The following is a 20,362-nucleotide window of genomic DNA, read 5'->3' on the forward strand; positions in this document are numbered from 1 at the left end:
GTTCACCACCCGGCGCACGCCCGCACCACCCGGGACGCGTGAGGCCCCCTACCCGGACGGGTAGGGGGCCTCATCAGCGCGTGGATGCTAGCGCGGGCGGCGGTCGTTCGACGCCGGTGCGCTGGCCCTGCGGGAGCCGCCGGAACGGCGGGCGCCCTCGGAGCGTGCTCCTTCGGAGCGTGCGGCCGACGGCGCGTGGCTGCGCTGTCCACCGGCTGCGGGAACCCCCGCGGCCGTGCGGGGGACGGCGTCGCCGACGCGCTGGCCCGACGCAGGACGGCGGCTGCGCGACGTCGTCTCCGAAGCCGTGCGGGGCTCCTCGGAGCGGCGGCGGGAGCCACCGGACTTCGCCGCGGCACCGGTGTCGGAGCCGAAGCGGGGTGCCTGTGGCTGGTCCTTGCGGCGCTCGGCGCGGTTGCCCTGGGCGCCCTGCGGATCGGCGGAGACGCGTCCCCGGCCGCCACGGCCACCGCGACCGCCGGCGGTCGGTGCTGCAGCACCGCGGCGTGCGCGCTTGCGCTCGGCGTTCGCCCCGGTGGACGTGCCCTGACCGCGGGCGGCGTCGCGGGAGACGAGGAGCGCCGCACGGGTGCGGGGGTCGATCTTCTCGGCCAGGTCACCGGTCAGCGACTGGACCAGGGGCGAGGTCGCCTTCACGTTTTCGAACGCGACGTCGACGCCCGCGGCCTTCATGAGCTTCTGCACCTCGGACTTCTGCTCGGGCAGCGTGATCGTGACCACGGTGCCCGACGAGCCGGCGCGGGCCGTGCGGCCCGAACGGTGCAGGTACGCCTTGTGCTCCGTGGGCGGATCCACATGGACCACCAGTTCGACGTCGTCGACGTGCACGCCGCGCGCGGCGACGTCGGTGGCGACGAGCACGCGGACGTCACCCGAGGAGAACTCCGCGAGGTTGCGGTCGCGGGCGTTCTGCGACAGGTTGCCGTGCAGGTCGACGGCGGGGATCCCGGCGTCGGTGAGGGTCTTGGCGAGCTTCCGCGCGTGGTGCTTGGTGCGCATGAAGAGCAGGCGGCGGCCGGAGCCGGAAGCGAGCTGGACGATCAGCTGCTTCTTCTGGGTCTGGTCGCCGATCAGCAGCACGTGGTGCTCCATGGTGGTGACCGCGGCCTGGGGGTCGTCGACCGAGTGGGTGACCGGGTTGGTCATGTAGCGGTTGACCACCTTGTCCACGCCGTTGTCGAGCGTCGCCGAGAACAGCAGGCGCTGGCCGTCGGCCGGGGTGGTGTCGAGCAGCTTCTTCACGACGGGGAGGAAGCCGAGGTCCGCCATGTGGTCGGCCTCGTCGAGGATGGTGATCTCCACGGACTCGAGCGTGATCAGCTTCTGCCGCATCAGGTCCTCGAGGCGCCCGGGGCAGGCGATGACGATGTCGACGCCGGCGCGGAGTGCCTTCTCCTGGCGCTGCTGGGAGACGCCGCCGTAGATGACGGTGGTGTTCAGGCCCAGTTCCTTGGCCAGCGGCTCGACCGTGGCGTTGATCTGCGTGGCGAGCTCACGCGTGGGGGCGAGGACCAGGGCCAGCGGGCGCCCGGGCTTGCGGCGGTAGGCCGCCTCCTGCTCGGCGAGGCGAGCGACCATGGGGAGGGCGAAGGCGAGGGTCTTGCCCGAGCCGGTGCGGCCGCGGCCGAGGACGTCGCGCCCGGCCAGGGAGTCGGGCAGCGACTTGACCTGGATGGGGAATGGTTCGGCGATTCCCTGCGCGGCGAGGTTCTCGACCAGCGCTTTGGGCACACCGAGGGCAGCAAAAGTAGTCATGTGGGGTACACGAACTTTCTTCTCATGTTCCCCGGCACCGGTCGGCGCAGGGGTTCGCCGAAGAAGAGTCAGACAGTGTCCACCGCGCTCACGATCGTGCGAGCTGGATGCGGGACAAAAGAATGCGTTCTATCGACGCAGGCTGCGCGCTGTTCTGGCTGACGCCAGTCTGGATGACATGGTCGGCCGTGCGCAGGCAAGTTCCCCCAGTTTATCAGCCGGAGCGCCGGAACCCCGCATCGCGGACCCTGCCGGAGCGCCGCGGGGACCCGCTGCCGGTAGCCTTGGGAGTGATGGATCCTCATGTACAGACCCCCGACCAGCCGCACCGCACCCAGCCCGTGTCCTTCGTCCGGCGCGGCTCGCGCCTCCAGGGCCGGCGGCGCGAGGCCTGGGACGAACTGGCCGAGGCCTTCCTCCTGGACGTCCCGCGCGTCCACAACGCCGACACCTCCGTGGCACCCGGCTTCGTGCTCGACGTCGGGGCCGCCTTCGGCCGGTCGGCGCCGCTCGTCGTCGAGGTGGGGTCGGGGCTGGGCGAAGCCATCACCCACGCCGCGGAACTCGACCCGGACCGTGACTACCTCGCCCTCGAGGTGTACCGTCCCGGGCTCGCCCAGACCATGCTGCGCATCAGCCAGAAGGACCTGACGAACGTGCGGACCGCGCAGGTCAACGCGGCGGAGGCCTTCGAGGGGATGATCCCGGCGTCGTCCGTCGCCGAGCTCTGGACCTTCTTCCCCGACCCCTGGCACAAGGCCCGCCACCACAAGCGCCGGCTCGTGAAGGAGGACTACGTCGAGCTCGCCGCCCGCATCATCGCCCCGGGCGGGCTGTTCCGCCTCGCGACCGACTGGTCGAGCTACGCGGTGCAGATGCGCGCCGTCCTCGACGCGCACCCGCTCTTCGAAAACCTGCACGACGGCGAACGCAGCGGCGCGGACAGTCCGCTCACCCAGGTCTGGGAGAGCGGCGTGGAGTCGGTGGTCGGCGGTGCGCCCGTGCGGGAGGGCCGCGACCCGGTGAGCACCGGGAACACCGGCGTCAACGAGGGGACGGACACACTCGGCGGCTGGGCCCCCCGCTTCGAGGACCGCACCCTCACCAGCTTCGAGAACAAGGCGATCGAGGCCGGGCGCATGGTGTTCGACCTCACCTACCGCCGCCGCTGAGCGCCCGCGGATACCGGGGGACGCAGGAGTGAGGGGTATCTTCAGCCGCCGCAGGGGTTCCGCCCGCAGGGCCGGGGCGGACCCGATCGAGGCCTTCTGGCGCTGGTGGGCGGACGACGGCGAGGAGCTCCTGACCGAGGCCACGCGGGCCGGGGACTTCGACGCCTACGTGGACGTCATGACCCGGCGCGTGCGGGCGATCGCGCGCGGCCTCGAGTGGGAGACCCGCACGGGCACCGACGCCGAGCACACGCTCTGCGTCTCGAGCGGCGGTGACGCGTCGCTGCGTCCGGTGGCCGAACGCTGGTACCGGGCGTCCCCGCCGCCCGGCCCCCGGTGGGACTTCGTGCCTGCCCGCAGCGCCAAGCCGGACATGCTGGAATCGAGCATCACCTACCGCGGCCGGACCTTCGACCTCCGCCGGACCCGCGTGCATGCCGCGGTGACCCGCGCGGGCGACGGCTTCATCGTCTCGGTGTACAACCCCGGCTTCACCGGGCAGTGGGACGACGAGTACGGATTGTGCGTCCTGCTGCTCGAATGGCTGCTCGGCGAGGACGACGTCGAACGCTGGGTCCGCCGCGTCGACTGCATCGCCCGTGACGTCGTGGACAGCATCCCCGCCGCGGAGCTGCCGGCCCGGGTGGCGGACCTGGCCCGCACCCTCCCCGCACCGGACTGGCTGCTCATGCAGGGGACGCTCGGGGCGGGCGATCCGATCCTCGTGCGGGTCCTGCGCCCGCTGCGCTGGATCGACCATCCGCGCTTCGACCTCCACACGGCCTTGCGGGTCCCGTTCGACGCCGACGGGCAGGGCCTTCCCCGGCCCGCGGCCCTCGACGACCTCGACGACCTCGAGGACTCGCTCGTGAAGGCCCTCGGGATCCGGGGGATGCTGGTGGCGGCCGAGACGTCCCGGGGCGTGAGGACCCTCCACTTCTACTCGGATTCGGAGGACCAGAACGGGAGGGACGTCCTCGACGCCGCGGCCCGCGCACAGCGCGCCGTCACCGCGAGGCACGCGCTCGACCCCGGCTGGAAGAAGGTCCGGGACTTCGCCTGACCCGCGTGCCGGCGCTGGTCGAGGCATGCGCTCAGGGCGCGGAGGACGGTGGTCCGGCGGCGGCGCGCAGAGTCATGCCGGCGATGTGCCGGCCCTCGGCGGTGGCGGTGTCCACGTCCGTCCCGCGCAGGATCATCCCGAGGACGCCGGTGTAGATCAGGACGAGCCGGCGCGCCAGCAGCGGCGCCTGCTGCGCGCCGACGAGGGTGGCCGCCAGTTCCTCCAGCCTGCCCAGCAGCAGCCGGGTGTCGGCGGCGAGTATGTCCTCGAGGTCCCGCCCGGGGTGCGGGGTCTCCGCGGCGACGCCGAGGAACACGCACCACCGCGAGGGCGTGAGGGCGTGCCTGTGCCGGGAGAGCGCGGTGAAGACGGCGAGCAGCTTCTCCTCGGGGGTGGGCGCCTCGTCGACGCACTCCTGCCAGGTGGTGTCCCACCGCGCCAGCCGCCGGCGCAGGGCCTGCGTGATCAGGCCTTCCTTGTTGCCGAAGTGCGCGTAGAGCGTGGCCGGCGAGACCCGGGCGCGTTCGAGGATCGCGTCGACGGGGGTGACGCCCACCCCCTGCGTCGCGGCGAGGTCCTCCGCCGCGTCGAGCAGCCGGTCGCGTGCCGTCGGTTGTGGTGTCATGGGACAAGGGTATAACGTCCGTTTCAATGAAACGTTCGTTACAGTCACCGGTCCGGCCCCATCCCCTGCTGTTCGCCACGTCCGGCGTGGCACTCATCGCCGTCACCTACGGTCTGGCCCGCCTCGGCTACGGTCTGTTCCTGCCCGCGTTCTCCGCGGCGTTCCCCCTGACGCCGGCGGTGAGCGGACTGCTGGCGTCGGGCGCCTCGATCCTCTACTGCGTGTCCGCCGGCATCGGTTTCCGCCACGCCTCCCTCCGGCCCCGCGGGGTGGCCGGGCTGGCCGGGCTCTCGGCGGCCCTGGGCAGCCTGGGCGTCGCCGCCGCCCCCAGCACCCCGGTGTTCGTGGGAGGAGTCCTGCTCGCCGGGATGGGAGCGGGGTTCGCGTCTCCCGCCATGGTGGAGCTGGTCCGCCGCAACGCCGACTCCTCGGCCCAGGGGCGGCTCCAGTCGGTGGTCAATTCGGGGACGGGGTTCGGCGTGGTCCTCGCGGGAGCCCTGTCCCTCGTGCTCGGCGAGGCGTGGCGCCTGGCCTGGGTGCTGGTGGCGGTCCTCGCCGCGGCATCGATGCTCGCCGTCCTGCGGCTGGATCGGAGCAGCGACCGGCCCTCCGCCCGTCCTGCCGGGCGATGGGCCGCACCCTCGCTCGTCACGCGGTCGAGTGTCCACGGACTGGCCCGGCCGCTCTGCGGGGCCCTCGTCTTCGGGAGCGGGTCCGCGGCCGTGTGGGTCTACGGCAGGGCGACGCTCGAGCAGGCGGGCGGCATGGGCGTCAGCCTGTCCGCCGGCGCCTGGATAGCCCTGGGGCTGGGTGGCGCCGGCGCCGCCGCAGTGTCCCGCCGGCTCGCAGAGCATTCGATCCGCGTGACGTGGCCGCTGTCGACCCTCGTGACGGCAGCGGCGACCGCGCTCGTCGGGACGGCGCCCGGCTCCCTCCTCCTGGCCTACGCGGCAGCCTTCTCCTTCGGCCTCGCCTACACGGCAGCGACGTCCGTGCTCATCCTGTGGGCCTCCGCCGTGGCGGCCGACAGCGCGGCCGGGACCTCGGTCCTGTTCATCGCCCTCGTGCTCGGGCAGGCGGCCGGGGCATCGCTCACGGGACTCCTGCTCCAGGAAGGCACCGCCGCCGCCTTCCTGGTGGCGGCTCTCGCGTGCGCAACCAGTGCCGTCGTCGCCGTCCCCACGACGGCCGGCGTCGCGCGGGTGCGGTAGGTCGGCGCAAACTCGGGGCTGCCGGCCTCAGAACGCGGACGAGGCCAGATCCCGCTCACCGTCGCGGATCGCGGTGACGATGCGCCCGGCGACGGCCACCGGGTCCTTACCCCGGGGCAGCTTCGGGGCCTCGCCCGCGATCGGCCGGGTGGCCAGGCCGGTCTCGGTGTGCGGCGGACGGACATCCAGGACGCGGACGCCCTGGCGGCGCAGCTCCAGCGTCAGCGCCTTCCCGTACGCGCTGAGGCCGGCCTTCGTGGCCGAGTATGCGGCCATGCCCGCCGTCGGGCTCTCCGCGACGACGGCGCTGATCTGCACCACGAAGGAGTCCTTGCCGAGCCTCGGCCCCACCTCCCGCATGAGCCGCATGTAGCCGAGCAGGTTCACGAGCACGAGTTCGTCGAGGGTGTCGTCGTCGACCTCCATGGCCGGGCCGAAGGCGACGACGCCGGCGGCGAACACCACTCCGTCGAGTTCCCGGCCGTAGACCGCCGCGGCGATGTCGGCGGGCCCCGAGGGCCTGCTGAGATCCGCGGCGACGGTCCCGACGACGGCGTCCCCGAGCTCCTCGGCGAGACCCGCGAGCTTCGTCCCGGAGCGGCCGGACAGCATCAGCCCGGCACCCTGCGCCGCGAGCTGCCGGGACAGTTCCGCCCCGAGGACTCCGGTGGCACCGACGACGAGGACGTGGGAACCGCTCAGCTCAGTCATGGCCAGAGTCTAGCGGCCCGTCACTCCCCCGCCGGGCCGGGGTGCCGCGGGCCGGCCACGGTGGAGTCGACGGCGGGCCGCGGGGTCAGTGCGGCGCGGGCGGGTAGCGCCGCGCGTCCCTCCGCTTGAGGTCCTCGAGTTCCTGCTGCGTCGCGGCCTCGGCCTCGAGCTCCTCGAAGGCCTGCTGGAGGCGCGGGGAGGACGGGTCGGTCCAGGAGAGCTCCTCGCGCGCCTGCGCCTGGGCCTCGAAGCGCCGCACCTCGAGTTCGGCGTTGCGGCGTGCCGCGTCGATCGCAGCCCCCTCACGCGAGGAGGAGGCGAGGGCGTCGTGCACGCCGATGGCGGCCTGCGCGGCAGCACGCCGGGCCAGCATGGCGTCGTACTCCATGGCGTTCTGCTGCACGCGCTGTTCGAGCCGCCGGACGTCCTGCTGCAACCGGCGGGACTGCTCCTCCGCCTCGCGGAGCTGCCGGGTGAGCGTGTCGAGGCGTCGGCGTGCCGTCATCGACTCCCGGATCGCGGCGCGGGCGGCGTCGTCGTCCCCGCGCCGGACGGCGGCCGCCGCGGCCGCTTCGACCCGGTTGAGGTAGGCGGCGGCGTCATTGGCGGCGAGGCCCACGCGGTGGTGGTGCGCCGCGACGTCGGCGGCCCCGCGGCGCGCCTGGTCCAGCAGCGAGTGCTGCGACACCTGGGCGTTCTGCGCCTGGACCCGGGGGTCCTGCTTCGCGTCGGCCGCCGCGTTCCGGTTGGCCTGCACGATGCGCGTGATGCGGCGTTTGATCGACATTGCTCGGACCCCCGGCTGGTTGTGGTGTGGCTACCTGATCAAACCTCTCACCACGTCTGCCGGTTCCCGTAGGTGTCCCGCCATGCCCCCATGGCCGAGATCTCGGTGCGCAGGCGCGTGGTGGCACGCTCCAGCTGGAGGGTGTCGATGGACCGCGACGTCTGCAGGAGGCTCCGGCGCAGATCGGCGGAGAGTTCGTCGAGGGCCTGCGCCTGGGCGGAGAGGTCCGTGGTCCACTCCTGCTTGAGCGCACGGTTCGGTTCCCGGTCCGCGGCCCGCAGCAGGTTCTCCAGGGAAGCGGCCGCCTGGTCGATCTCCGCGGCGGCCCGCGGCAGGTCGCCGACCGGACGGCCCTGGGCCTTCGCCTCCGACAGGGCGAGGTGCGTGGCGCGCGAGGACCGCGCGAGGTTGGCGATCAGCCGTGCGGGTTCCCGGGTCAGCGCGTCCGGCGAGTAGGCGCGGGCGGCCAGCATGCTGCGCTCCCTGGTCCGCTCGATGATGCGCGAGTTCCTGACCTTCCGCACCACCACCCAGCCGGCCACGCCGGTACCGGCGCCGAGGGCGAGGAGCACCCCGAGACCGATCGCGAAGGCTTCGATGAGCTCCTCAAGCATGGTGGTGTCCCGAGATGTGGTTCATCCATCCAGTCTGCCCGCCTCCCCTGACAAATTCCACCCGTCGAAGGGCCTGTCATCCCCGGCGCGTGGGTGCGGGGACGCCGGGAAGACGCCACACCCCGAGTCCCGGGCCGCGGCCGGAGACCACGAGCGCATGCGCCGTCTCCTCCGCCGGGGCCCCCCGCGGGCCCACGTCGATCGGCCGGGCCGCGGCCCACGGGCCGGGCAGCAGGTCGAGCGGCACCCGGACGTCGTCGTGATCCGCCCGGGCCGCCGCGACCACGAGGCATTCCTCCTCGTGCTCCCGCACGAACACGACGACGTCGGGCGTCGCGGCCAGCCAGCGCACCGCGCCGTCCCGCAGGGCCGGCGAATCGCGTCGGAGCGCCGCCAGGTCCGCGATCAGGGCGCGCACGTCGGCGGGCCGGCGGTCCGGGGCGTCCCACGGCATGGGCGTCCGGGCGTCCTCGCCGTTGGTGCCCCGCAGCCCGAACTCGTCGCCGGCGAAGAGCGTGGGCAGGCCGGGCAGCAGGAAGGCGAGCGCGAGCCCGACGGCGGCGCCGCCGTCGACCATCACCGTGGCGGCGCGCGCGGTGTCGTGGGTGTTCAGTGCCGTCATGTTCTGCGAGCGGACCCGCCAGGAGAATCCGGAGGACAGCGCCGTGTGCGTGGCGACGAGGTCGCCGCCGTCGATCCTGGGCACGCCGGGCGCGGGCGTGCCGAAGAAGTTGATGCCCGCCGTCGCCCGGTCCTCGCGGGCCAGCCACTGCCAGAGCGGGCGGGTGAAGTTCGAGTAGGTCATGCCGCCGTCCCAGGTCCCCCCGGAGAGGTCCTCGGTGGCGTCGCCCGTGGATTCGGCGAGCAGCATCAGCCCGGGCCGGACGGCGTCCATGGTGCCGCGGACGAGTGCTGCCACCTCCCGGTTGAGGTCCACGTGCCCGTGCCGACCGGTCATGTTGGCGACGTCGATGCGCCAGCCGTCGAGGTTGAAGGGCGGGAGCAGCCACCGGGCCACCACCGACTCCGGGCCCTCGACGAAGCGCCGCCGCAGTTCCGCCGAGGACCAGTCCAGTTTCGGCAGGCTGGGGACGCCGAACCAGCTGGCGTACTCCGTGCCGTCCTCGCTGAAGTAGTAGAAGCCCGCCTCCTCGCTGGTCGGGTCGGCGGAGGCCTTCCGGAACCAGTCGTGGGCGTCGCCGGTGTGGTTGACGGTGAGGTCCCCGAGGACAGCGATCCCGCGGGCGTGGGCGGCCTCGACGAGCCGGACGAGGGCGGCGTCGCCCCCGAGGAGCGGGTCCACCTCGTCGAAGGTCGAGGCGTCGTACCGGTGGTTGGACCGCGCGGGGAAGAAGGGCGTCAGGTACAGGACCGTCGCGCCCAGCGCCTGGATGTGGTCGAGGCGTCCGGCGATGCCGTCGAGGTCTCCCCCGTACACCTGCCGCGGAGTGAGCTGGCCGCGCGGCTGCACCGGCTCGTCCCAGGAGCAGCCGACGGCCCAGCCCGGGAGGGCGTCGAGGGGCGCCGCGGCGGACGATCTCGCGTACCGGTCGGGGAACACCTGGTAGATGACGGCGTCGCGGGCCCACGGCGCGGGCGCCGGCCGGCAGTCGATCCGGAAGTCGTCGCGGTCGGGGGTGTCCCGGCGGGACGTGCCGACGGCGTTGAGCCACGCGAGCGAGGGCCCGCCGGTGCCCGGCAGCTCGAACAGGAACCGGTAGCGGAGCGTTGGGTTGACGGCGGTGACGCGCGCCTCCCAGCACGCCCAGCCGCCGTCGTCGCCCTCCCCGGCGAGGAGCCGCGCCTCGTCGTAGTGCCCCTCGCCGTCCCGGATCGACCGGACGAACACCCGCCCGGGCGCCCCCCACCGGGCGGGGATCCGCACGCGCACCGCCAGCGTGCCGCCCACGCCCGGCGACTGCTCGGGCACGTACAGGGGCGAGCCGTCGTGGTGCGGTGCGAGGAACGGATCCTGCACGGGTCAGCCCTTGACGGAGCCGGAGACGAGGCCGGTGGTGATGTACTTCTGCAGGAAGAGGAACAGGGCCATGACCGGCACGGCCGCGAGCACCGCGCCCGCCGCGAAGACGCCCCAGTTCTCCGAGCGCTGCTGCGCCACGTAGGAGTACAGGCCCACGGCGAGGGTCTGCGAGTCGGGATCCGTGAGCACCACGCTGGCGATCACGAACTCGCTGCTCAGGCCGATGAACGCGAGGAGCCCCACGACGGCGAGGATGGGCGTGACGAGCGGCAGGATGATGGTGAAGAACACCTGTACGTGGCTGGCGCCGTCGATGCGCGCGGCCTCGTCGAGGGACTTCGGGACGGTGTTGAAGAACCCGTACATGAGGTACGTGTTCACGCCCAGCGCTCCGCCCAGGTAGACCATGATCAGGCCGAGCTGGCTGCCGAGGCCCAGCCACGGGACGACGTCGGTGATGGCGTTCAGGAGGAGGAAGATGGCGACGACGGCGAGCAGCTGGGGGAACATCTGCAGGATCAGCAGCGAGAGCAGGCTCACGCGGCGGCCCTTGAAGCGCATGCGGCTGAACGCGTAGGCGGCGAGGGCGCCGAGGAACACGGTGGCCGCGGAGGTCACCACGCCGATGATCATGGTGTTCATGAACCACCGCCCGAAGGGCCTGCTCGGGTTGGAGAACAGGGCCTCGAAGTTGCCGGTGTCGAACCGGCTGAACAGGACGTTGGAGCCGGCCATCGTGCCGTTGGAGTTCAGGGCCGCGGAGAGCACATAGAGCAGCGGGAACACGGCGAAGAGCGTGGTCACGACGCCGACGACGTGGCGCCAGCCCTTGTGCCTGAACCACTGGCCGAACGTGCGCTTGCGCTGCTCAGGGACACGACCGGACCCGCCTGCGCGCGTCTCGGCGGGGGCGACTGCCTGGGGATCGGTGAACGTGGTCATCAGTTGATGTCCTCCAGTGCCTTGGTCTGCCGGAAGCTGATGGCGGAGATCACGGCGACGATGATGAAGATGATGATGGACAGGGCACTGGCGAGGCCGTAGTCGCGGCCCACACCGGTGCCGAACGCGATCTCGTAGACCATGGTGATGAGGATGTCGGTGTGGCCGATGTTCGCCGTCGTGCCGTCGAAGCGGGGGCCGCCGTCGGTCAGCATGTAGATGACGTTGAAGTTGTTGAAGTTGAACGCGAAGCTCGCGATGAGCAGCGGCGCGACCGAGACCAGCAGCAGGGGCAGCTTGATGGCGGTGAACGTGCGCCACGCGGTCGCGCCGTCCATACGGGCGGCCTCGGTGACCTCCTCGGGCAGGGACTGCAGGGCCCCGGTGCACACCAGGAACATGTACGGGAAGCCGAGCCAGAGGTTCACCACGAGGACGCTGACCTTCGCGAGCAGCGGGTCCGTCAGCCACGGGATGTCCGCGCCGCCGAAGAAGGTGTTGTTGACGAAGCCGAACTCGGGGTTCAGCAGGCCGGACCACACGAGGCCGGCGAGGAAGGCCGGGAAGGCGTAGGGCAGGATCATCAGGATGCGGTAGATCCGCTTGCCGCGGAGGTCCGGGAGGTTGAAGGCGTTCGCGAGGAACAGGCCGAGCGCGAACGTGGACAGCACGGAGACGATCGCGAAGGTGAAGGTCCACAGGACCACCTGCACCAGCGGGCCGCGGATGTTCGGGTCCGTGAACGCCTTCACGAAGTTGTCGAAGCCGACATTGATCTTCCAGCCGGTGCTCAGCTGCTCGCCCTCGGCGGACCGGAAGGAGCCCTCGCCCGTGTCGGCGTAGGTGGTCCCGGTCTCGAGGTCGGTGAAGGTGCTCGTGGTCTCGTCGTAGCTCAGCGACGGGCGGTACACGTAGGCGTTCGATCCGTCGCTGGTCTTGAGGCTGCCGTCCTCCGGGTCGTCGGAGAACGGGACGGTGATCGCGAGGATGTCCGCCTGGTTCGCGAGGACCTCACCGAACTGCAGCGTGCGGTAGCCCTCGAGCTCCACGCCCTTGCCGGTGCCGTCGGTGACGGCGTCGTCGGCCTCCTCGAGCGGTACGCCGGTGGTGCCCACGGACACCCCGCCGTCGGGGTCGGTGGCGAGGAGGTGGAAGTCGCCGTCGGCCTCGAGGACGGAGACGCGGTAGGCGGGCGAGTCCGGGACCCGCTGCTGCGCGGAGAGCTGGATGGCGTTCACGGCGTCGGCCTTGGTGCTGTTGTGGCCGTCGCCGTAGTTGGTGAAGGCCACATAGCCGCTGTAGATCATGACGAACACCTGGAAGACCACCAGGAAGAAGATCCCGGGGGCCAGGTACTTCGCCGGCAGGCCGCCCCTGCGCAGGTAGATCCAGTTGATGAGGACCGTCACGGCCGCGCCGACGAGGAGGATCACCCACTTCTCCTGCAGGAAGAGCGTGATGAGGACGTAGACCGCGAAGGCGTCCACGAGGCCGAGCAGCACGATCTTCGCGAGCAGGCCGAGGGTGGAATCGGAGCGGGCTGCGGTCTTCTGGGGAGGACGCGTTGCGGCCGGGCCGGGAGGGGCCGAAGTGAGCATGGCGGAGGCTTTCGGTGATCGGCGGGGACGGCCGCTGCTGTGGTGCCGCCACCTCGAAGGGGTGGCGATGAGAAGGGTGGCGCCCGTCGCCGGGGCGACGGGCGCCAGTGGTACTGCGGTGCTGCGCTACTGCGGGTACTGCGGGTACTGCGGGTACTGCGGGTACTGCGCTACTACGGGGACTACTGTTCGGCGATCTTCGCCTCGATGTTGCTCACCATGGTGGTCCAGGCTGCGGCGGGATCGCCGCTGCCCTTGATCAGCGCGAGCTCGGTTCCTCCCCAGTCGGCCCAGACGGCCTGCATCTCGGGCAGGGCGGGCATCGGGACGCCGTTGGCGCCGATCTCACCGAATGCCGCGACGATGGGGTCGGACGCCGCCTTGTCGAAGCTGGCCTTGAGGGCCGGCGGGCGGCCTCCGACGTCGTACATCGCATCCTGGGCGGCTTCGGTGCTCAGGTAGTTCACGGCGAACTCGTTCGCGGCGAGGGCGTTGGCGCTCTTCGAGGAGATGAAGAAGCCGTTGACGCCGATGAAGGGCTGGGCGTCCTGGTCGCCGACCGTGGGGAGCTTGTCGACGGCGAGGTTCAGGCCTGCGGCCTGGGCATCGGGGACGTTCCAGGGACCGGTCAGGAAGTAGGGCGACTCGCCGGCGTTGAACTTCTCCTTGGCGATGTCACCCGTGATGTTCGAGTTGATGACCTTCGATCCGGTGTCGCCCCACTCCACGAGCTTCTTGGCGAATTCCACGCCGTTCGGCTCGCCGAGCAGCAGCTCGTCGGCGTTGTAGCTGCCGTCCTCGTTCTGCCCGAACACCGGCACGCCCATCGAGGTCTGCAGCGGGTACAGGTGGTAGGGGTCGCCCTGCTTGGGGTCCATGCCCACCAGGAACGGGTAGGTCGCGTCTCCGGCGGCGACGGCGGCCTCGCCGTTGGCGATGACCTCGTCGAACGTGGCGGCGGCCTCGGGGACGAGGTCCGTGTTGCGCAGGAGGGCGATGTTCTCCAGGGCGTAGGGCACGCCGTAGACGTTGCCGTCGTAGGTCATGGCCTGGACGGCGGACTCCTGGAACTCGGAGGCCTTGTCGCCGAGCTCCACGGGGGCGACGACGCCGTTCTGCACGAACGTGCCCAGCCAGTCGTGGGGGCCCACGATCAGGTCGGGTCCCTTGCCGGTGGGCACCTGGGTGATGAAGTCGTCGCGCACGGCGGCGAAGTCCTTGACCGCGAGCTTGACCTCGATGCCGGTGTCCTCCTTGAAGGACCTGGTGATCTCCTCGAGGGCGGGGGCGCGCTCGGCGTCGACCCACATGGTGAGGGTGGTGGCGCCGCCCTCCGCGAGATTCGGGGCGGCGGAGCTGGAGCCGGCCGAGGGGGACTCGGCGGCTCCTCCGCCGCAGGCCGTGAGGGCCAGGACGGCCACCGACATGACGCCGGTGATCAGAGCGTGCCGACGGGTCGGCTGGTTGGATCGCACCTTCATTGGTGAACCTTTCATGAGCGGCTTCTGTCGATCGCCCGGACGAAGCACGGAGCTTCGCAGGCCGGGAGATGTGCGTGTCGCAGCCGCTCCCTACTCGGAGGCGACGGTGACCCGAGTCACAACTGTAAACGCTTGCATCACGTTTACCCAACGCGTCATATCCGACGCGCCGGTACCCGAGGAAAGACGCAAGATCAAGGCACTTCCTCTTGAAAGCGCTTCCATAATCCGGCCGTCGGCGGTCTAGGATGATTCGCATGTCTGAGATCGCCCCCCTCCTGCACGGCGAGGACCTGTCCTCCCCCGATGCCTTCCATGCACCGCTCCACACCCCGTCCGAGGGCGACCAGTGGTGGCGCTCGTCCGTCATCTACCAGGTGTACCCGCGGTCGTTCCGCGACTCGAACGGTGACGGGATGGGCGACCTCCCGGGCATCACGGCCGAGCTGGGGCACCTCGCCGAGCTCAGCATCGACGCGCTCTGGCTCTCGCCGTTCTTCACCTCGCCCCAGCGCGACGGCGGCTACGACGTCGCGGACTACTGCGACGTCGACCCCCTGTTCGGCACGCTCGCCGACTTCGACGCGCTCGTGGCCCGTGCGGACAGCCTGGACATCCGCGTGATCGTCGACCTCGTACCCAATCACTGCTCCAGTGAGCACGTGCTCTTCCGGGCCGCGCTCGCGGCTCCCGCGGGCTCCGCGGAACGCGCGATGTTCATCTTCCGGGACGGCCGCGGCGCCGACGGCAGCGAGCCGCCCAACAACTGGCAGTCGCACTTCGGCGGGCCGGCCTGGACCCGCGTCGTCGACGCCGACGGCACGCCCGGCCAGTGGTACCTCCACCTGTTCGACTCCTCGCAGCCCGACTTCAACTGGGACAACCCCGCGGTGCGGGCCGAGTTCGAGAGGGTCCTGCGCTTCTGGCTCGACCGCGGCGTCGGCGGCTTCCGCGTGGACGTGGCCCATGCCCTCATCAAGGCCGAGGGGCTGCCGGACTGGGGCGGACGCGCCGACGGCGGATCCTCCGAGGGCTTCCCCGGCTGGGAGGCGCCCATGTTCGGCCAGGAGGAGATCCACGACATCTACCGGCAGTGGCGCGCCATCCTCGCCGAGTACGACGGCGAGCGCATCCTGTGCGCGGAGGCCTCGATCGATCCCCTGCCGCGGCTCACGAACTGGGTCCGTTCCGACCAGATGCACCAGGCCTTCAACTTCGCCTACCTCCACCACCCGTGGAACGCGCACGGCCTCCGGCACGTCATCTCCTCCTCCCTCACCGCGTTCGACGCCGTGGACGCCCCCACCACCTGGGTGCTGAGCAACCACGACGTCGTCCGGCACGCCAGCCGCTTCGGCCTGACGGACGGCCCGCCGCGGGGCGGTGACGGCATCGGCCGTTCGGACGCGCAGCCCGACACCGCGACCGGCCTCGCCCGCGCCCGTGCCGCGTCGCTCGCCATGTTCGCGCTGCCCGGCGGGATCTACCTCTACCAGGGCGAGGAGCTCGGCCTGCCCGACCACACCGCCATGCCCGACGACGCGCGGCAGGACCCGACCTTCGTCCGCACGGCCGGCGAGAGGATCGGCCGCGACGGATGCCGCGTCCCCCTTCCCTGGCAGGCCGAGGCGCCCGCGTTCGGGTTCGGGGACGCCGAGGCGCCCGCGGCACCGTGGCTGCCGCAGCCGGAGGGCTGGGCGGACTACGCCCGCGACGTGCAGTCCGTCGACCCCGAGTCCACCCTCTCGCTGTACCGGACGGCCCTGCAGCTCCGCCGGGACCTGCGCCTCGGCGCCGGATCCCTCAGCTGGTCCCGGAACTTCGAGTGTTCCGACGTCGTGGCGTTCCGCAACGGCGAGGTGCTGGTGGTGCTCAACATGGGCGAGTTCGCCGCTCCCCTGCCGGAGGGCACCGTCATCGCCGCCAGCACGCCGGGCTCGGTCACGGAGGGCATGCTCGCCCCGAACGCCTGCGTCTGGCTGATGGCCGCCGGGTAGGAGATCGGCGGAGGATCGGCAATGATCGGACGGGGACACCCGGGTAGGGTGTCCCCGTCACTGCTGCCACGTGGAAAGGGGACCATGGCCGGCATCAAGGACGTCGCCCAGCTGGCCGGCGTGTCCACCGCGACCGTGTCCCGGGCCCTCAGCGGCAACGGCCGGGTCTCCGAACGGTCGCGCGCCCGCGTCCTGCAGGCGGCGAGGGAGCTGGATTTCGTCGTCAGCTCCACGGCGTCCTCCCTGGCGTCCGGGCGGCACCGCAACATCGGCGTCGTCGTGCCGTCCGTGGCCCGCTGGTACTACTCCCAGATCGTGGACAGCCTCGCGGCGTCGCTCCTCACCGCCGGCTACGACCTCACGCTCTACAACCTGAACGAGGACGCCGGCCTCCGCGACCGCGTCCTGTCCGAGTTCCTGCTGCGCCAGCGCTGCGACGGCGTCATCCCGGTCTCCCTCGAACTGAGCAGGGAGGAACTGGGACAGCTCCTCGCCGTCGGCAAGCCCGTCGTGGGGATCGGCGGTCCGCTGCCCGGCGCCGAGACCTACAGCGTCAACGACCGCGAGATCGCGGAGCTCGCCACCGAGCACCTCATCACCCTGGGGCACCGGCGCATCGCCCACATCGGCGGGTCGGACGCCTTCGAGAACGATTTCCGGATCGCCGGCACGCGCCGCCACGGCTACGAGTCGGCGATGGCCGCGGCGGGGCTGGAGATCCTCGACTCCTGGCGGGTGGACGCCGACTTCACCATCCAGGGCGCGCACAGCCAGGCGAAGCAGCTCCTCGGCTACCCGCGGGACACCCCGACGGCCGTCTTCTGCGCCTCGGACGAGATGGCCATCGGCGCCATCCTGGCCGCCCGCGAGCTGGGTCTGCGCGTCCCCGAGGACGTCTCCGTGATCGGCATCGACGGGCACGAGCTCGGTGAGGCGCTCGGCCTGACCACCGTGGCCCAGTTCCCGCAGCAGCAGGGCCAGCGCGCCGTCGAGCGCCTGCTGCAGATCCTGCAGGACCCCGGCGCCTACCGTCCCGCGCACCACTCCGCCCGGACCGCGCTGATCATCCGGTCGAGCACCGCCGCGCCGTCCACCTGACCCGGTACCGTCCCCGGGGACTTCCGGCCTCGGAGGTGCGTGTCGGGCTGCGACACGCCGTGCACCCTGACGGGGCCGGCGCCGAAGTCCCCGGCTCCGGCCCGGACGCACGAGGGCCCGGCACCCCGAGAGGGATGCCGGGCCCCGGGGACGGACTACCGCGCCTCGAACACCGCCACCGTGCGGGCCGGAACCGTGAAGGTCCCGTCCTGCGTGGCCGCGGACTGGCGGACGACGTCGTCGCTCCCCTCCGCCTGGACGGCGTGCAGCGCGAAGCCCCTGCCGGCGGCGGCCGGGACGCGCTGGGAGGTGGGCTCGTCGGAGGCGTTGAAGACCACCACGATGCCCTTCCGGCCGGGATCGACGTCGGGGCCGACGGTGTCGTCCAGGTGCATCACGATCACGCCGGGCGTCTGGTCGGGGCCGCTGCCCGGGAAGGACAGCTTCTGCTGGACGAGCCCGGCCGTGCCGAGGCTGAACAGCGGGCTGCCCTGCCGGATCCGCAGCAGCTCCTGCGCCTGCCCGCTCGCGGCCTCGATGTCCGCGGGCGAGGGCTTGAGTGCCGGGTCGGCCAGCAGCGGCTGCATGAACCCGTACTTCGCCTCGTTGTCCGCCCGCGGCGGCAGGCCCCGGCCGAAGCCGTTGTCCGTGCCCGTGTGGTCGAGGATGTTGAACCAGTCGCCGGAATCGTAGCTGTTGCGGTCCAGGGACTTGCTGCGCAGCGCCTCGCCACCCGCGTGCCAGAAGGAGACGCCCTGTCCCAGTGCGGTGGTGGAGAGCGCCAGGGTCTGCATCCTGACGCGGTCGGCCATCGGCGTGTCGGCCGGCAGCTTGAACGCGAGCGCGTCGAAGAGCGTCTCGTTGTCGTGCGCCTCGACGTAGGTGATGCTCTCCTGGGGGTCCGCCGCGTACCCGGTCGGCGACCCGTTGTAGTCCACGTCGGCGCCCGTGACCTGCTCACCGTTGCGGTCGGTGAACGTGTAGTCCTTCAGGTTGCCGGTCAGTCCCACCCGGATCTGGTCCTGCGACAGGAGCAGCTCGGCGCGCTGTTCGGCCTCCGTGCCGTTGCCGGCGACGCCGTTCGGGTCGGTCAGCAGCCCGGAGGCGAAGCCCTGGATCCGCGGATCCTCGTCGAAGGGCCCACCGCCGCGCACGGCGTCGCGGAGGCGGTCGTTGAACGTGCCGATGCCGGTGCCGGCCATCGTGGCCTGCGTGGCCTGGACGAACCGGGCGTTGTCCGCGACCTCCCCGAAGTTCCAGCCCTCGCCGTACAGGTAGATGGACCTGCCGTCCACGCCGTCGCGCTTGAGCGTCAGCTTGTCGAGGGCCGCGCGGACGTCGAGGATGTTCTGCTTCGAGTGGTGCCCCATGAGGTCGAACCGGAACCCGTCGAGCTTGTAGGTGCGTGCGAGCGTCACGATCGAGTCGACCATCAGCTTGCCCATCATGGTGTGCTCGGTCGCCGTGTTCGGGCAGCACGTCGAGGTCTCGACGGCGCCCGACTCGGGGTTCAGGCGGTGGTAGTAGCCGGGTACGATCCGGTCGAGGTTGTTGTCCGAGGCCTGACCGGCGCCCGCGGTGTGGTTGTAGACGATGTCCTGGATGACGCGCAGTCCCGACTCGTTGAGCGAGGCGACCATGCCGCGGAACTCGCGGATGCGCGTGGCGTCCTCGGGGTTCGTGGAGTAGGAACCCTCCGGCGTCGTGTAGTGCAGGGGGTCGTACCCCCAGTTGAAGCCGTCCCGGGAGGCGACGTCGGTGACGCACTGCTGCTGTTCGGTGCTGTCGGGCGCGAACGCCTCGAGGTCGCAGGCGGGTTCGGCCTGCTGTGCGCGGTCCTCCTCGATGGTGCCGATGTCGTTCACGGGCAGGAGGTGGATGGCGTTGAGCCCGTTGTCCGCCAGCTCCGAGAGCCGCTGCATGCCGGCGCTGTCCGGCCTGCTGAACGCGGCGTAGGTGCCGCGTTCGGCCTCGGGCACGGTGGTGTCGGTGATCGAGAAGTCGCGCACGTGGAGTTCGTAGACGGACAGCTCCTCGGGGCGATCGAGGGCCGGTTTCGGCAGGCGCGCCCACGACGACGGCATGAGCGACGGGTCCGTGAGGTCCACGAACAGGGACCGCTCCGAGTTCGTGGACAGCCCGACGCTGTAGGGGTCGGTCACGAGGTTGTGTTCCACGGCGCCGGTCTCGGGGACGAAGACCTCGACGTCGTAGAGGTAGTACGCGCCGTCCCAGTCCTTCTCGCCGTCGACGCTCCAGACGCCGTCCTTGCCCGCGCGGAGCGGACGGGTGGCGATCGGGTCCCCACCCGAGCCGTCGCGGAAGACCTGCACGGAGACACTGCGGGCCGTCGGGGCCCAGAGATCCAGGTGGGGCTTCCTGCCCTTCCAGCTGAGGCCGAGCTGCTCGCGGGCGGCCCCTGCGTAGAGGTCGTCGAGCACGCCGGGCACCTGGACGCCCGTGGTGGCCAGGACCGTCCCGTCCGGCCCGACGGCGGCGAGGAGCAGCTGACCCTTGAGCAGGTCCCCGGCCTTCCGGGCGTCCTTCCTGCCGAGCGTCACCGTCGCGAGGTCGGCCAGATGGGGGTACCGCGCGGCGAGACGCGCGGGCAGGGCGTCCCTGCCGCGCTCGAGGTCGATGTAGCTGCCGCCCGTGACGTTCCCGTCGCCGGCGACGAGTCCGCCCTCCGGGGCGGAGTAGAGGCGGAAACGGGCATCGGCCGGCACCTCGGCACCCCAGGCGAGGGTGTCCGCGGTGAGCCAGTGCGCCGCCGTCGACCCGGTGGGTGCCTGGGGCGCGTCGCTCGAGACGACGTGGGTTCGGTGGTTGTAGGTGAAGGTCACGGGGCCGCCCGGAGCCTGCAGCGCCAGGTTCGCGCCACCGGCGGCGCCGTCGACGCCGTAGTTCTCACCCCAGGACCCATTCAGCGCCACCTTGTACTCGTAGGATCCGGCGGGGACGTCGAAGGTCGCCGACCAGGTGTCCGGCGCCCCGTCCACGGGGACGAGCCCCGTGGCTGCGCACTCCGGCTGCCAGTCGTCGGGGCAGCCGAGTTCTGCCTGGAGGGAACCCACGAGGGCCACCGTGCCCGGCGGGGTGGTGTGGTCGGCGAGCGCCGGCGCCGGCATGAGGGTCGCCAGGAGCGGCGCGGTCAGGACGACGGCGGCCAGCCGGGACCGGCGCCGAAGGGCCGGCCTCCCGCTGGTCCGGGGTGTGTCCGTGGTGTTCGGGGTCATGGTGGTCCTTCCCCGACCCTGCGTCACTGCAGGCCGGACTGAGGAGGGGTGAATACCCTGATCCTAGGGA

Annotated in this window: 15 protein-coding genes; 5 read left to right on the plus strand and 10 right to left on the minus strand. The window is 71.7% G+C overall.

The window, feature by feature from the left end:
• Nucleotides 1–87: 87 nt before the first annotated feature.
• Nucleotides 88–1,776: a DEAD/DEAH box helicase gene (locus MWM45_RS15205; protein ID WP_247827158.1), complete on the minus strand. Its 1,689-nt coding sequence runs from the start codon at nucleotides 1,774–1,776 to the stop codon at nucleotides 88–90.
• Between the two features lie 293 nt (nucleotides 1,777–2,069).
• Here MWM45_RS15205 and trmB point away from each other — a divergent pair, with 293 nt between their 5' ends.
• Nucleotides 2,070–2,948, plus strand: a complete 879-nt coding sequence (gene trmB, locus MWM45_RS15210) for a tRNA (guanosine(46)-N7)-methyltransferase TrmB (RefSeq protein ID WP_247827159.1) — start codon at nucleotides 2,070–2,072, stop codon at nucleotides 2,946–2,948.
• A gap of 28 nt (nucleotides 2,949–2,976) precedes the next feature.
• Entirely contained in the window at nucleotides 2,977–4,011 is a 1,035-nt protein-coding gene (locus MWM45_RS15215) for a DUF695 domain-containing protein (protein WP_247827160.1), read from the plus strand.
• 31 nt (nucleotides 4,012–4,042) lie between these two features.
• Here the strand turns inward: MWM45_RS15215 and MWM45_RS15220 are convergent, their stop codons facing one another.
• On the minus strand, nucleotides 4,043–4,636 hold the full coding sequence (locus MWM45_RS15220) for a TetR/AcrR family transcriptional regulator (RefSeq protein WP_247827161.1): 594 nt from the start codon (nucleotides 4,634–4,636) through the stop codon (nucleotides 4,043–4,045).
• 26 nt (nucleotides 4,637–4,662) lie between these two features.
• Between MWM45_RS15220 and MWM45_RS15225 the strand changes: the two genes are divergently transcribed.
• Entirely contained in the window at nucleotides 4,663–5,847 is a 1,185-nt protein-coding gene (locus MWM45_RS15225; protein WP_247827162.1) for an MFS transporter, read from the plus strand.
• A gap of 27 nt (nucleotides 5,848–5,874) precedes the next feature.
• Here the strand turns inward: MWM45_RS15225 and MWM45_RS15230 are convergent, their stop codons facing one another.
• The 7 genes from MWM45_RS15230 to MWM45_RS15260 form a co-directional block, all read right to left on the minus strand.
• Nucleotides 5,875–6,558, minus strand: a complete 684-nt coding sequence (locus MWM45_RS15230; protein ID WP_247827163.1) for an SDR family NAD(P)-dependent oxidoreductase — start codon at nucleotides 6,556–6,558, stop codon at nucleotides 5,875–5,877.
• Nucleotides 6,559–6,643: 85 nt separating this feature from the next.
• Nucleotides 6,644–7,345, minus strand: coding sequence for a PspA/IM30 family protein (locus MWM45_RS15235; RefSeq protein WP_247827164.1), 702 nt, complete (start codon nucleotides 7,343–7,345; stop codon nucleotides 6,644–6,646).
• Between the two features lie 47 nt (nucleotides 7,346–7,392).
• Nucleotides 7,393–7,959 (minus strand): hypothetical protein, encoded by a 567-nt coding sequence (locus MWM45_RS15240; RefSeq protein ID WP_247827165.1) that lies wholly within the window; start codon nucleotides 7,957–7,959, stop codon nucleotides 7,393–7,395.
• Nucleotides 7,960–8,035: 76 nt separating this feature from the next.
• Nucleotides 8,036–9,937 carry a glycoside hydrolase family 13 protein gene (locus MWM45_RS15245; protein ID WP_247827166.1) on the minus strand — a complete coding sequence of 634 codons (1,902 nt, stop codon included), beginning with the start codon at nucleotides 9,935–9,937 and terminating at the stop codon, nucleotides 8,036–8,038.
• Nucleotides 9,938–9,940: 3 nt separating this feature from the next.
• Nucleotides 9,941–10,882, minus strand: coding sequence for a sugar ABC transporter permease (locus MWM45_RS15250; protein ID WP_247827167.1), 942 nt, complete (start codon nucleotides 10,880–10,882; stop codon nucleotides 9,941–9,943).
• Complete coding sequence (locus tag MWM45_RS15255) at nucleotides 10,882–12,480, minus strand: ABC transporter permease subunit (RefSeq protein ID WP_247827168.1); 1,599 nt, start codon at nucleotides 12,478–12,480, stop codon at nucleotides 10,882–10,884. The genes MWM45_RS15250 and MWM45_RS15255 overlap by 1 nt, the downstream gene beginning before the upstream one ends.
• 182 nt (nucleotides 12,481–12,662) lie before the next feature.
• Complete coding sequence (locus MWM45_RS15260) at nucleotides 12,663–13,961, minus strand: sugar ABC transporter substrate-binding protein (RefSeq protein WP_043441699.1); 1,299 nt, start codon at nucleotides 13,959–13,961, stop codon at nucleotides 12,663–12,665.
• Nucleotides 13,962–14,218: 257 nt separating this feature from the next.
• Here MWM45_RS15260 and MWM45_RS15265 point away from each other — a divergent pair, with 257 nt between their 5' ends.
• Together MWM45_RS15265 and MWM45_RS15270 are read left to right on the plus strand one after the other, a co-directional pair.
• Nucleotides 14,219–15,958, plus strand: coding sequence for a glycoside hydrolase family 13 protein (locus MWM45_RS15265; RefSeq protein WP_247827169.1), 1,740 nt, complete (start codon nucleotides 14,219–14,221; stop codon nucleotides 15,956–15,958).
• A gap of 84 nt (nucleotides 15,959–16,042) precedes the next feature.
• Nucleotides 16,043–17,056, plus strand: a complete 1,014-nt coding sequence (locus MWM45_RS15270; RefSeq protein ID WP_247827170.1) for a LacI family DNA-binding transcriptional regulator — start codon at nucleotides 16,043–16,045, stop codon at nucleotides 17,054–17,056.
• Nucleotides 17,057–17,211: 155 nt separating this feature from the next.
• On the opposite strand, the gene pulA is transcribed toward MWM45_RS15270, so the two are convergent.
• Entirely contained in the window at nucleotides 17,212–20,292 is a 3,081-nt protein-coding gene (gene pulA, locus MWM45_RS15275; RefSeq protein ID WP_247827171.1) for a pullulanase-type alpha-1,6-glucosidase, read from the minus strand.
• Nucleotides 20,293–20,362 lie beyond the last annotated feature (70 nt).

It is taken from the genome of Arthrobacter antioxidans, assembly GCF_023100725.1.
GTDB lineage: Bacteria > Actinomycetota > Actinomycetes > Actinomycetales > Micrococcaceae > Arthrobacter_D > Arthrobacter_D antioxidans.

Bases quoted from the DNA above. Each gene is read 5' to 3' on its own strand.
- MWM45_RS15205 (WP_247827158.1), bottom strand. From the start codon at position 1,776: ATGACTACTTTTGCTGCCCTCGGTGTGCCCAAAGCGCTGGTCGAGAAC.
- trmB (WP_247827159.1), top strand. From the start codon at position 2,070: ATGGATCCTCATGTACAGACCCCCGACCAGCCGCACCGCACCCAGCCC.
- MWM45_RS15220 (WP_247827161.1), bottom strand. From the start codon at position 4,636: ATGACACCACAACCGACGGCACGCGACCGGCTGCTCGACGCGGCGGAG.
- MWM45_RS15225 (WP_247827162.1), top strand. From the start codon at position 4,663: ATGAAACGTTCGTTACAGTCACCGGTCCGGCCCCATCCCCTGCTGTTC.
- MWM45_RS15230 (WP_247827163.1), bottom strand. From the start codon at position 6,558: ATGACTGAGCTGAGCGGTTCCCACGTCCTCGTCGTCGGTGCCACCGGA.
- MWM45_RS15235 (WP_247827164.1), bottom strand. From the start codon at position 7,345: ATGTCGATCAAACGCCGCATCACGCGCATCGTGCAGGCCAACCGGAAC.
- MWM45_RS15240 (WP_247827165.1), bottom strand. From the start codon at position 7,959: ATGCTTGAGGAGCTCATCGAAGCCTTCGCGATCGGTCTCGGGGTGCTC.
- MWM45_RS15250 (WP_247827167.1), bottom strand. From the start codon at position 10,882: ATGACCACGTTCACCGATCCCCAGGCAGTCGCCCCCGCCGAGACGCGC.
- MWM45_RS15255 (WP_247827168.1), bottom strand. From the start codon at position 12,480: ATGCTCACTTCGGCCCCTCCCGGCCCGGCCGCAACGCGTCCTCCCCAG.
- MWM45_RS15260 (WP_043441699.1), bottom strand. From the start codon at position 13,961: ATGAAGGTGCGATCCAACCAGCCGACCCGTCGGCACGCTCTGATCACC.
- MWM45_RS15265 (WP_247827169.1), top strand. From the start codon at position 14,219: ATGTCTGAGATCGCCCCCCTCCTGCACGGCGAGGACCTGTCCTCCCCC.
- MWM45_RS15270 (WP_247827170.1), top strand. From the start codon at position 16,043: ATGGCCGGCATCAAGGACGTCGCCCAGCTGGCCGGCGTGTCCACCGCG.
- pulA (WP_247827171.1), bottom strand. From the start codon at position 20,292: ATGACCCCGAACACCACGGACACACCCCGGACCAGCGGGAGGCCGGCC.